This is a genomic window from Rhodococcus sp. W8901, from assembly GCF_013348805.1.
Classification (GTDB): Bacteria; Actinomycetota; Actinomycetes; order Mycobacteriales; family Mycobacteriaceae; genus Prescottella.
Window position 1 is genome coordinate 3,111,573 of sequence record NZ_CP054690.1, and the last position, 12,331, is coordinate 3,123,903.

A 12,331-nucleotide genomic window follows, 5' to 3' on the forward strand; every position below is an offset into this window, starting at 1 on the left:
CACATCATGTTCGATGAGCTTCCACATTACTGCGTATGTGGGACTGGGGTTACACCGAGTCGATCTCTCATCTCGACTAGGCGCGCGTCCACTCCCGCAACGCGTCCGCCGAACGACGCACGCCGCCCAGTTGTTCGGCAACCCGCACCCCCGCGGTCCCGCCGCGCGCGCTACGCGACGCGATGGATCCGTGGACCGTGAGCACCTCACGCACCGCGGGAGTCAGCGCCGGATCGACCCCGGCGAGTTCCTCGTCGGTGAGCTCGTCGAGACCCACCCCGCGCGCCTCCGCGACACGGACGCACGCGCCCGCCGCCTCGTGCGCAACCCGGAACGGAACGCCCTGGCGGACCATCCATTCCGCGATGTCGGTGGCGAGCGTGAACCCTGCGGGAGCCAGCTCCGCCATCCGATCGGTGTGGAACTCGAGGGTGGAGACCAGACCGGTGATCGCGGGCAGCAGCAGCTCGAGCTGTGCGACCGAGTCGAAGACCGGCTCCTTGTCTTCCTGCAGATCGCGGTTGTACGCGAGCGGCTGTGCCTTGAGCGTGGCCAGCAGACCGGTCACGTTGCCGATCAGGCGTCCTGCCTTGCCACGCGTGAGCTCGGAGACGTCCGGGTTCTTCTTCTGCGGCATGATCGACGATCCCGTCGACCACGCGTCCGCGAGCGTGATGTAGCCGAATTCCGGCGTGCTCCAGATGATGACCTCTTCGGCCATCCGAGACAGGTCCACCGCGATCATCGCGAAGACGAACGCCGCCTCGGCCGCGAAGTCACGCGACGACGTCGCGTCGATCGAGTTCTCGGCGGCCGAGTCGAACTTCAGCTCGGCGGCGATCGCGTCGGGGTCGAGCCCCAGCGACGAGCCCGCCAGGGCGCCGGAACCGTACGGCGACACCGCGGCCCGCTTGTCGAAGTCCCGCAGACGCGCGACGTCGCGCAGCAGCGGATGCGTGTGCGCGAGCAGATGATGCGCCAGCAGCACGGGCTGCGCCGCCTGCAGGTGCGTCTTGCCCGGCATCACGGCATCGGGGTGCGCCGCGGCCTGGGTGGCGAGCGCGTCGACGACGTCGAGGACGCCGTCGGCGACCCGCCGGGCCGCGTCCCGCAACCACATCCGGAACAGCGTGGCCACCTGGTCGTTACGGGAACGGCCGGCCCGCAGCCGGCCACCGACCTCGGGCCCGACCCGCTCGATCAGGCCCCGCTCGAGTGCGCCGTGCACGTCCTCGTCGGACTCGGCCGGCCCGAACGCACCGGAGGCGACGTCGTCGCCGAGTCGGGTGAGGCCGTCGAGCATGGTCGCCAGGTCGGCCTCAGTCAGGAGACCGGCCTTGTGCAGCACCTTCGCGTGCGCCTGGGACGCCCGCACGTCGTACGGGGCCAGGACCCAGTCGAAGTGTGTCGACTTGCTCAGGGCCGCCATGGCGGCGGCCGGTCCCGACTGGAACCGGCCGCCCCAGAGGGCACCTTCGTTGGTGCCGTGCTCGGCCATCGTTACAGGCCCAGATCGCGCTTCGCGGCGACCTTGGAGGACAGGCCGTGGATGTTGACGAAGCCCTTCGCGTACGACTGGTCGAACGAGTCGCCCTCGTCGTAGGTGGCCAGGTTGAAGTCGTACAGCGACTCCGGGCTGCGGCGGCCGTTGACGGTGATCGCGCCACCGTGCAGGAACAGGCGGATGTCGCCGGTGACCCGCTCCTGGGTCTTCGCGACGAAGGAATCCAGCGCGTCCTTGAGCGGCGAGAACCACAGGCCGTCGTAGACCAGCTCGCTCCAGCGCTGCTCCATCTGACGCTTGTAGCGGCCCAGCTCACGCTCGAGGGTGAGGTGCTCGAGCTCCTGGTGCGCGGTGATGAGCACCATCGCGCCCGGGGCCTCGTAGATCTCGCGGCTCTTGATGCCGACGAGACGGTCCTCGACGACGTCGAGGCGGCCGACGCCCTGCGCACCCGCGCGCTTGTTGAGCTCCTGGATGGCCTCGAGCACCGTGACCGGCTTGCCGTCGATCGCGACCGGCTTACCCGCCTCGAAGCTGATGATCAGCTCGTCGGGGCTGTTCCAGTTGAGCGTGGGGTCCTGCGTGTAGTCGTAGACGTCCTTGGTCGGCGCGTTCCATAGATCCTCGAGGAAGCCCGTCTCCACCGCGCGGCCCCACACGTTCTGGTCGATCGAGAACGGCGAACGCTTGGTGACGTTGATCGGGATGTTGTTCTCCTCGGCGAAGGCGATCGCCTTCTCGCGGGTCCACGCGTAGTCGCGGACCGGCGCGATGACCTCGAGGTCGGGCGCGAGGGCGCCGAAGCCGACCTCGAAGCGGACCTGGTCGTTGCCCTTGCCGGTGCACCCGTGCGACACGACGGTGCCGCCGTGCGCGCGAGCAGCCTCGACGATGTGCTTGACGATCAGCGGACGGCTGATGGCCGAGACCAGCGGGTAGCGGTCCATGTAGAGAGCGTTGGCCTGGATGGTCGGCAGGCAGTACTCGTCCGCGAACTCGTCGCGCGCATCCACCACGACCGACTCGACGGCGCCGCAGTCGAGGGCACGCTGACGCACGACCTCCATGTCCTCGCCGCCCTGGCCGAGATCGATGGCGACGGCAACGACCTCCTTGCCGGTCTCCTTGCCGATCCAGCTGATGGCCACGGAGGTGTCCAGCCCGCCCGAGTAGGCGAGTACGACGCGATCAGCCATGGTGTGTGTGCTCCTTAGAAATCGAATTGTTCATGCAGAGTCTAGTGGTCAGGCCAGGCGCTCGATCGCCGCGGCAAGCTCCGCCCCGGTGAGCGGTTCGCGGGCCACGACGAGGATCGTGTCGTCGCCCGCGATGGTGCCGACGACGTCGGGCAGCGAGGCCCGGTCGAGCGCGCTGGCCAGGTAGTGCGCGGCCCCCGGCGGGGTCCGCAGGACGGCGAGGTTTCCGCTGGCATCGGTCGAGACCAGCAGTTCCCCCAGCAGTCGGGACAACCGGTCGGTACCCCCGGAGACACCCCGCACGGGCGAGCCGTCCTCCGGCACGACGTACACCCCGGCGCCACCGTCGGCGGCCCGCAGCTTCACCGCGCCGAGTTCCTCGAGATCGCGCGACAGGGTCGCGTTGGAGACCTCGATCCCCTCCGCGCCGAGCAGCGCCGCGAGTTCGGCCTGGCTGCGGATGTGCCGCTCTGCGACCAGCGCGGTGATCCGCGCCTGCCGGCCGGCGCGCGTGTGCGCGACGGCGGCGGCAGGCTGCGCCGGACGGGGCCCCGGGGCGGTGGTCACGGCCGGGCCCCGGACCGGTGTTCGAGCAGCCAGACGAGCAGTGCCTTCTGCGCATGCAGCCGGTTCTCGGCCTCGTCCCACGCAGCCGACTGCGGCCCGTCGAGGACCTCGTCGGTGATCTCCTCGCCGCGGTGTGCGGGCAGGCAGTGCAGCACGACGGCGTCCGGTGCCGCCTTCGCGAGCAGGTCGGCGTTGATCTGGAACGGCCGGAACGGTCCGACGCGGTCGAGACCGTCCTCCTCCTGACCCATCGACGTCCAGGTGTCCGTCACCAGCACGTCGGCGCCGGCCACCGCGGCCTGCGGATCGTCGGTGAGCGTGACCATTGCGCCGGTCTGCTCGGCCCGCACGCGGGCGGCGTCGACGACCGCCGGGTCGGGTGCGAACCCGAGCGGCGCGGCGATCGTCACGTGCACGCCTGCGGTGACGCCACCGAGCAGCAGCGAGTGCGCCATGTTGTTGGCGCCGTCGCCGAGGTACGTGAGCCGCAGACCCGCCAGTTCACCCTTGCGTTCGGCGATGGTCTGCAGGTCCGCGAGTACCTGGCACGGATGGAACTGATCCGACAGCGCGTTGACGATCGGAACCGTCGCACCCTCGGCCATCTGCTCGAGCCGCTCCTGGCCGAACGTGCGCCACACGACGGCGTCGACGAACCGAGACAGCACGCGTCCGGTGTCCTGCAGCGTCTCGTCGCGGCCGAGCTGGGTCTTGCTGCCGTCGACGACGACCGCGTGCCCGCCGAGCTGCGCGATGCCCATCTCGAACGAGAAACGGGTGCGGGTCGAGTTCTTGTCGAAGATGACACCGACGCCGCGCGGGCCCTCGAGCGGCCGTCGCGAGAACGGATTCGCCTTGAGCTCACGGGCGAGCGACAGCACCTCGGCCTGCTCGGCCGGGGTCAGGTCGTCGTCCCTCAAGAAGTGTCGAATCGTCATGTACTACTTGCCTCCTGCCGGTTCCGCCGCAGCCGCATCGAGAATTCCCGGCAGCGCCGCGACGAATCCTTCCGCTTGCTCCTCGGTGAGGATCAACGGGGGTGCCAACCGGAGCACGCCCGGCTGCGCCGCGTTCACGAGGTACCCGGCGTCGCGGGCCGCGGTCTCGACCGCGGGGGCCACGTCGTCGGTGAGAACGACGCCCAGCAGCAGCCCGGATCCGCGCACGTGATCGACGAGCGGGTGCCCGAGTCCCTCGATGCCGGTGGAGAGCACCTTGCCGATGTTGTCGGCATGCGACAGCAGGTCTTCGGACGCGATCGTCCGCAACACGGCGAGCGCGGCCGACGCGCACACCGGGTTGCCGCCGAACGTGGTGCCGTGCTTGCCCGGACCGAAGAGCTCGGCCGCCGCGCCGGTCGCGATGCACGCACCGATCGGCATGCCACCGCCGAGACCCTTGGCGAGCGTCATGACATCGGGCACGATGCCCGCGGCCTGGTGCGCGTAGAACCAGCCGGTCCGGCCGATGCCGGTCTGCACCTCGTCGAGGATCAGCAGTGCGCCGCGCTCGGCGGTGATCTTCCGGGCACCCGCGAGGTAGCCCTCCGGCGGGACCACGACGCCGCCCTCACCCATGATCGGCTCGAGGAACACCGCCGCGGTGTCCTCGTCGACCGCCCGGTCGAGCGCCTCGAGGTCGCCGTAGGGCACGTGCTCGACGCCGGGGGGCATCGGCTCGAACGGCGCCCGCTTGTCGGGCTGGCCGGTGAGCGCGAGGGCACCCATCGTCCGGCCGTGGAACGCCTTCTCGGCGGCGATGATCTTGCGACGTCCGGTCGCCCGGGCCAGCTTGAAGGCGGCCTCGTTGGCCTCGGTTCCCGAGTTGCACAGGAACACCCGCCCAGTCACGGTGCCGGCGGTATCGCCCGCACCCAGGTGCTCGAGCAGGTGCTCGGCCAGCGCGACGGCCGGCTCGGTGGCGTACAGGTTCGACACGTGTCCGAGCGTGGACAGCTGGGTCGTGACGGCCTCGACGATCGCCGGATGCGCGTGGCCGAGGATGTTGACGGCGATGCCGGCGAGCAGATCCAGGTACTGCTTCCCGTCGGCGTCGGTCACGACCGCGCCCTCACCGCGGACCAGCGCCACCCGCGGCACGCCGTAGGTGTTCATCAGCGCGCCGGACCAGCGCTGCTGCAGATCCGTTGTGGCAGTCATTTCCGTCCTTCCGGGGTAACAGAGTTGGGTGCGGGAGCGGGGGTCACCATGGTGCCGATGCCCTCGCCGGTGAAGAGTTCGAGCAGAACCGAGTGCGCGACGCGGCCGTCGATGACGTGCGCGGTGGGCACGCCACCCTCGACGGCGCGCAGGCAGGCCTCCATCTTGGGGACCATGCCGGAGTCGAGGCTCGGCAGCAGCTGACGCAGTGCGGCCGTGTCGATCTCGGAGGCGAGCGAGCTGCGGTCGGGCCAATCGGTGTAGAGCCCCTCGACGTCGGTGAGGACGACCAGCTTCTCGGCGCCGATCGCCTCGGCGATTGCCGCGGCCGCGGTGTCGGCGTTGATGTTGTGCACCACGCCGTCCTCGTCGGGCGCGATCGTGGAGACCACGGGGATGCGCCCGGCGGCGATGAGGTCGAGCACCGCGTCGGGGTTGACCGTGGTGACGTCGCCGACGAGGCCGATGTCGGTGGCCTCGCCGTCGACCTGCACGGTGCGCCGGGTCGCGGTCAGCAGCCGCGCGTCCTCACCGGAGATGCCGACGGCGAATGGGCCGTGCGCGTTGATCAGGCCGACCAACTCGCGGCCGACCTGACCGAACAGCACCATCCGCACGACGTCCATGACCTCGGGGGTGGTGACCCGGAAACCGCCCCGGAACTCACCCTCCATGCCGAGCCGCTTGAGCATCGCGTTGATCTGAGGGCCGCCGCCGTGCACCACGACCGGGTGGATCCCGATGGTCCGCAGGAACGCCATGTCCGCGGCGAATGCGCTCTTGAGCTCGTCGTCGATCATGGCGTTGCCGCCGTACTTGATCACGACGATCTTGTCGTGGAAGCGCTGCAGCCACGGCAGCGCCTCGGCCAGGACGAACGCCTTCTGGCTCGACGTGAGGTTCTCGATGCTGGCGGCGGTGCCACTGTCGGTGTCGGTACTCATGACGAGTACGCCGAATTCTCTTCGACGTACGCGTGCGACAGGTCGGTGGTGCGGATGGTGACGCTGTGCTCGCCGACGCCCAGTTCGATGTTCAGGTCGATGTCCATGCCGGACAGGTCCACCTCGCGGGCGCCGGGGGCGCCGACACCGTCGATGCACACGGGATTGCCGTTGAACGACACCGAGATCCGGTCCGGGTCGAGCGTGATCGGCGCGATGCCGACCGCGGCCAGGACACGACCCCAGTTGGGGTCGGAGCCGAACAGTGCGGTCTTGACGAGGCTGTCGCGGGCCACGGTGCGCGCAGCGACGAGGGCCTCCTGCTCGGAGGCGGCGCCGCTGACGGTGACCCGCACCCGCTTGGTGACGCCCTCTGCGTCGGCCATCATCTGGTCGGCGAGGCTGTCGCACACCGCGAGCACGGCGGCGTTGAGCTCGTCCTGCGACGGGGCGACTGAGCTGGCGCCCGACGAGAGCAGCAGCACGGTGTCGTTGGTGGAGGTCGCGCCGTCGACGTCGAGTCGGTCGAACGACATCCGCGTCGCGAACCGCAGCGCCTCGTCGAGCTGCTCGGCGGTCGCGACGGCGTCGGTGGTGATGACCGACAGCATCGTCGCGAGCGACGGCGCGAGCATGCCGGCCCCCTTGGCCATGCCGCCGACGTTCCACTTGTCGGCGTGGTGCAGTGCCGCCTGCTTGGGGACGGTGTCGGTGGTCATGATGGCGTGCGCGGCGTCGGTGCCGCCGGAGATACCGCCGGCCAGTTCGTGCACGATCTCGGTGACGCCCGAGAGGATCTTGTCCATCGGCAGCCGGTCACCGATCAGACCGGTGGAGCACACTGCGACCTCGATCGCGCCGGTCTCGGTGCCCCAGTCGCTGAGCGATGCGGCCACGTGCTCGGCGGTCTTGTGGGCGTCCTGGAACCCGGGGGCTCCGGTGCACGCGTTGGCGCCGCCGGAGTTGAGGACCACGGCCCGCAGCCGGCCGGTGGTGAGGACCTGCTGCGACCACAGCACGGGCGCGGCCTTGACCTTGTTGGCGGTGAATACGCCCGCGGCAGCCAGCTCGGGTCCCTCGTTGAAGACCAGTGCGAGGTCGGAGCGACCGCTGACCTTGATCCCGGCCTTGATGCCGGCTGCGCGGAAGCCCGCCGGCGCGGTGACGCCCTGCGTGCGGATCAGCCGGCCCCCGGCGATCTCGATGGCGTCGGCGAAGTCGGATTCGGTTGTCACGGAGCAACTCCCACGGTCGAGAGACCATCGGTCTCGGGCAGGCCCAGGGCCAGGTTCATGGATTGGACGGCACCGCCGGCGGTGCCCTTGGTGAGGTTGTCGATCGCCGCGATGACGACGAGGACTCCGGCGTCCGCGTCTACGGTGACCGCGATCTGCACGGCGTTGGAGCCGACGACGGCCCCGGTCTGCGGCAGCTGCCCCTCGGGGAGCACGTGGACGAACGGCTCGTCCCGGTACGCCTTCTCGTAGACGGCACGGATCTCGTCGACGGAGGACGTGGTGGGCGCGGTGCAGGTAGCGAGGATGCCACGCGGCATCGGCGCGAGGACCGGCGTGAAGGAGACGGTGACGTCCGCGCCGGCGGCCGCCGACAGGTTCTGCTTGATCTCCGGGGTGTGCCGGTGCGCGCCGCCGACGCCGTACGCCCGGACCGAGCCCATGACCTCGGAGCCGAGGAGGTCGGCCTTGGGCGCCTTGCCCGCGCCGGAGGTTCCGCTGACCGCGACGATGTTGACCCGCGGCTCGACGACACCGGCTGCGACGGCCGGGGCGAGCGCGAGCGACGACGCGGTCGGGTAGCAGCCGGGCACCGCGATGCGGGTGGCACCGACGAGCTTGTCCCGGCCGCCCGGCAGCTCGGGCAGCCCGTACGGCCAAGTGCCGGCATGCGGGCTGCCGTAGTACTTCTCCCACGCCTCGGCGTCGGTGAGCCGGAAGTCGGCACCGCAGTCGATGATCACGGTCGACTCGGGGAGCTGCCGCGCGATCTCGGCCGAGTTGCCGTGCGGCAAGCCGAGGAAGACGACATCGTGACCGGACAGGGTCTCGATGTCGGTCGGCCCCAGGACGCGATCCGCGAGCGGCAGCAGGTGCGGGTGGTGCGACCCGAGGGTCGTGCCCGCGTTGCTGCCCGCGGTCAGCGCACCGATCACGAGCGAACCGTCGCGATAGGCAGGATGACCGAGCAGCAGGCGCAGGATCTCGCCACCCGCGTACCCGCTCGCGCCCGCAATCGCGACCTTGATCGGAGACCGGTTACCGGTCTCCGAAGCTCCAGCGTCTCCAGATGTACCCATACGGATGATTATGCACCATCATGCAAACTCATTCATAGTGGGTTTTCGACACACGAATCACTGGGGAAACACGGCGTCGCGCAGCACGTGCTTGGTCAGCTTGCCCGACGGGTTCCGCGGCAACGTATCGACGAGCACCAGCTCCCGCGGCATCTTGTAGCGGGCGAGCTTGTCCGACAGGTACGCGCGCAGATCCTCGAGTTCCAGTGTCCTCCCCTCGACCGGCACGACGACGGCGACCACCGTCTCGCCCCACTCCGGGTGCGGCCGGCCGATCACCGCGACGTCGAGGATGTCGTCGTGCGGCCGGATCGCCTCCTCCACCTCCTGCGAGTAGACGTTCTCACCGCCGGTGATGACGACGTCCTTGAGTCGGTCGACGATGAACAGGTACCCGTCGGCGTCGATCCGCGCGACGTCGCCGCTGCGGTACCAGCGCCCGTCGAACACGTCCTCGGTCGCGGCGTCGTTGTCGAGGTAGCCGCGCATCCGGGTGTCGGCGCTGAGCCAGATCTCACCGGTCTCCCCCGGCCCGGCGTCCGTGCCGTCGGCGCGGACCACCCGCAGGTCCACGCCGGGCATCCCGCCACGGCCGATCGACCCCGCCTTCTCGATCTGCTCGTGCGGGTAGAGCGCGGTGCCGACCGGCCCCATCTCGCTCATCCCGTACACCTGATAGAAGTCCTCCGAGCCGTAGACGCGGGCGAGGAGCTGCGCGGTCTCGGCACCGATCGGCGCGCCGCCGTAGAGCCAGCGCCGGACCGAACTCAGGTCGTACGACGAAAGATCGAGACCCTGAGCCTTCGCGATCTGCACCGGGGCGAGGTAGGCGATGGGCGCGCCGAAGAACGCGGTGATCCGCTCGCGTTGCACGGTCTCGAGGAACTGGATCGGGTGGTATTCGCGCAGCAGCACCACGGTTCCGCCGAGGAACAGCGTCGTCAGCATCCAGTTGTTCAGCGGCGATGCGTGCCAGATCGGCATGGCGAGCAGGAAGCGGTCGTCGCGCTCGAGGCCGACAGTCGCGACGATCAGCGGCGGCACCGAGGCAATCGACCGGTGGGTGTGGACGCACCCCTTGGGCGCGCTGGTTGTACCGGAGGTGTACAGGATCTGCGCGACGGCGTCCTCACTACCCTCGCCCCCATCGACACCCTCCCATTCAGGTGCCGCATCGACAGCGGCATCGAAGTCGTCCGCCGCATCCCCGCCGGCACCACCGTGCGTTGCCATCTCCGTCAGCAACCACCGGGTCTGCGGCGCTCCACCGCGGGCCGCGTCGACGAGGTCCGCCGAGACGACGCCGACGCGCGCACCGCTGTGGCCGATCGTGTACTCGACCTCGGGTGCGGTGAGCTTGTGGTTGACGGGGACCAACACACCACCGGCGCGCCAGACACCGAATGCGGCAATCACGAAGCCCGGCGAGTTGTACGTCATGACCGCGACCCGATCGCCGGGCCGGACGCCCTCGCGGCGGAACACCTCGGCCGCCCGCCGGGACGCGGATTCGAGTTCCCGGTAGGTGATGCGGCGCGATCCGTAAACGAGCGCTTCCTTCTCGGGGAACTTTCTGCGGACACTCTCGAGCAGCACGTTCAGATGCACCGGGTTCTCCTCAACTCTTCGACGGGTAGCGACCGGACGTGCGTCCGGCGCGACCGTTGCCCGTCACGCAAATCCGTTCTACAGTCACCAGAAAGAATTGAATCACGATTCATAGCTTGGCGGAAGGGTCTAGGAAATGACGACAACACAGGACTCCACGAACACTGCGCCCGGTGGACATCGCACGCACGAGGTGTTCAACCAGGCACCACCGCGGATCGACGTCAACGAGTTCACCGCCAACAAGGCACTCGTCGAGGGCATCGCACGCTACGACGCCGGCTGGTCCGCGGAGCACCTGTCGGAGGTGGGCGCACTCGTCGGCACCGCCGAGTTCCAGCACGCCGCCGAGCTCGCCAACACCGAGATTCCGCGTCTGCACTCGCACGACCGCTGGGGCCACCGCATCGACGAGGTCGAGTACCACCCCGCGTACCACCGGGTGATCTCGGCGGCCGTCGAGCACGGTGCGCACACCGCCGCATGGGCGGAGCCGCGCGCCGGGGCGAACGTCGCCCGCGCCGCCACGTTCATGCTCTTCGCGCAGGTCGAGCCCGGACACGCGTGCCCGATCTCGATGACGCACTCGGCGGTGCCGTCGCTGATGCTCGAACCGGAACTCGCCCAGCGCTGGCTGCCCCGCCTGTACTCGCGCGGCTACGACGGCGCCCTCGCGGCGCCCGGCGACAAGCCCGGCGTGCTGTTCGGCATGGCGATGACCGAGAAGCAGGGCGGCTCCGATGTCCGCGCCAACACGACGACCGCACAGCCCCTCGCCGATCGCACCTACCTGCTCACCGGACACAAGTGGTTCTGTTCCGCACCGATGTCCGACGCGTTCCTCGTCCTCGCCAACGCACCCGAGGGGCTGTCGTGCTTCCTGGTGCCGCGAGTCCTCGAGGACGGCACCCGCAACGTGTTCCGCATCCAACGGCTCAAGGACAAGCTCGGCAACAAGTCGAACGCATCGTCGGAGATCGAACTCGACAACACGATCGGTCACCTCGTCGGCGAACCCGGCCGCGGCGTGCGCACGATCATCGAGATGGTCTCCCGCACCCGGCTCGACTGCGTCTACGGGTCGACCGCGGGCATGCGGCAATCGGTGGCCGAGGCGCTGTGGCACGTCCGGCACCGGTCCGCGTTCGGTGCGACGCTCGTCGATCAGCCGGCGATGACGGCGGTGGCCGCCGATCTGGCACTCGAGTCCGAGGCCGCGACGGCGACCGCGCTGCGCCTGGCCCGCGCCCACGACGACGATGCATCCGAGTCGGAGAAGGCATTCCGCCGGCTAGCGACCGCGGTCAGCAAGTACTGGATCTGCAAGCGGGGACCGCACCACGCGTACGAGTCCCTCGAGTGCCTGGGCGGTAACGGTTACACCGAGGCGTTCCCCCTGGCGCGCCGGTTCCGGGAGCAGCCGGTGATGGCGGTGTGGGAGGGATCGGGCAACGTCATCGCGCTCGACGTGCTGCGCGCGATGACCCGCGAACCGGAGTCGGTGCAGGCCTTCGACGCCGAACTGAACCTCGCACGCGGCGCCTCGTCGGTGTTCGATGCGCACCTCGATCGAGTCCGCGCGATGCTCGCCGAACTCGCGACCCTCGACCCCGCCACCGCCCAGTTCCGGGCACGCCCGGTCGCGGCGGCCATGGCTCTCGGTCTCCAGGGTTCGCTGCTGCTGCGCGAGGCCCCCACCGCCGTCGCGGAGGCCTTCATCACCGCCCGCCTAGGCGCCGATCGCGATCTCGAGTACGGAACTCTCCCCGCGGGAACCGATTTCGCGGCGATCCTCGAGCGCCACTGACCCCGCCCACCCCAGTCACGCCCCGCAGCCCCAGCCCGGAATCACCGCGGCTGGGGCGGCGGCACCGGTGAGCCAGACGTCGAACGCACTCGAGAGCCACCGGTCGAGTCGTGAAGCGCCTGGTTCGACGAGGTTTCCCGCCGCTCAACGGCCCCGGCGCACCCAACGACGAGCAACTCGGCGCAGACACGAGCCTCGAGGGACGTCTCACCGACTACAGCATCGGAAGGGC

Annotated in this window: 10 protein-coding genes; 1 reads left to right on the plus strand and 9 read right to left on the minus strand. The window is 69.7% G+C overall.

Translation table 11 applies throughout. From position 1 onward, the window contains the following. Positions 1-76 precede the first annotated feature (76 nt). Genes argH through HUN07_RS14700 form a run of 9 tightly spaced genes read right to left on the minus strand, consistent with a single transcriptional unit; the run spans position 77 to position 10,292 of the window. A complete protein-coding gene (argH, locus tag HUN07_RS14660) occupies positions 77-1,498 on the minus strand; it encodes an argininosuccinate lyase (protein WP_174910506.1) in 1,422 nt (473 codons plus the stop codon). A 2-nt stretch (positions 1,499-1,500) separates the two neighbouring features. Then, the gene (locus tag HUN07_RS14665) at positions 1,501-2,700 is read right to left on the minus strand and encodes an argininosuccinate synthase (protein ID WP_114722867.1); all 1,200 of its coding nucleotides are present in this window, start codon (positions 2,698-2,700) and stop codon (positions 1,501-1,503) included. Positions 2,701-2,748: 48 nt separating this feature from the next. Then, the gene (locus HUN07_RS14670; RefSeq protein ID WP_174910509.1) at positions 2,749-3,267 is read right to left on the minus strand and encodes an arginine repressor; all 519 of its coding nucleotides are present in this window, start codon (positions 3,265-3,267) and stop codon (positions 2,749-2,751) included. Further along, entirely contained in the window at positions 3,264-4,205 is a 942-nt protein-coding gene (gene argF, locus HUN07_RS14675) for an ornithine carbamoyltransferase (RefSeq protein WP_174910511.1), read from the minus strand. Before argF ends, HUN07_RS14670 begins: the two co-directional genes overlap by 4 nt. 3 nt (positions 4,206-4,208) lie before the next feature. Then, a complete protein-coding gene (locus HUN07_RS14680) occupies positions 4,209-5,426 on the minus strand; it encodes an acetylornithine transaminase (protein WP_174910514.1) in 1,218 nt (405 codons plus the stop codon). Beyond that, positions 5,423-6,370, minus strand: coding sequence for an acetylglutamate kinase (argB, locus tag HUN07_RS14685; RefSeq protein WP_114722863.1), 948 nt, complete (start codon positions 6,368-6,370; stop codon positions 5,423-5,425). Before argB ends, HUN07_RS14680 begins: the two co-directional genes overlap by 4 nt. After that, positions 6,367-7,605 carry a bifunctional glutamate N-acetyltransferase/amino-acid acetyltransferase ArgJ gene (gene argJ / locus HUN07_RS14690; RefSeq protein WP_429519896.1) on the minus strand — a complete coding sequence of 413 codons (1,239 nt, stop codon included), beginning with the start codon at positions 7,603-7,605 and terminating at the stop codon, positions 6,367-6,369. The genes argB and argJ overlap by 4 nt, the downstream gene beginning before the upstream one ends. Further along, the gene (argC, locus tag HUN07_RS14695) at positions 7,602-8,684 is read right to left on the minus strand and encodes an N-acetyl-gamma-glutamyl-phosphate reductase (RefSeq protein WP_114722861.1); all 1,083 of its coding nucleotides are present in this window, start codon (positions 8,682-8,684) and stop codon (positions 7,602-7,604) included. Before argC ends, argJ begins: the two co-directional genes overlap by 4 nt. A 57-nt stretch (positions 8,685-8,741) precedes the next feature. Next, positions 8,742-10,292 (minus strand): class I adenylate-forming enzyme family protein, encoded by a 1,551-nt coding sequence (locus HUN07_RS14700; protein WP_114722860.1) that lies wholly within the window; start codon positions 10,290-10,292, stop codon positions 8,742-8,744. A 136-nt stretch (positions 10,293-10,428) separates the two neighbouring features. On the opposite strand from HUN07_RS14700, the gene HUN07_RS14705 reads away from it, so the two are divergent. Continuing rightward, positions 10,429-12,099: an acyl-CoA dehydrogenase family protein gene (locus tag HUN07_RS14705; RefSeq protein ID WP_114722859.1), complete on the plus strand. Its 1,671-nt coding sequence runs from the start codon at positions 10,429-10,431 to the stop codon at positions 12,097-12,099. Positions 12,100-12,331 lie beyond the last annotated feature (232 nt).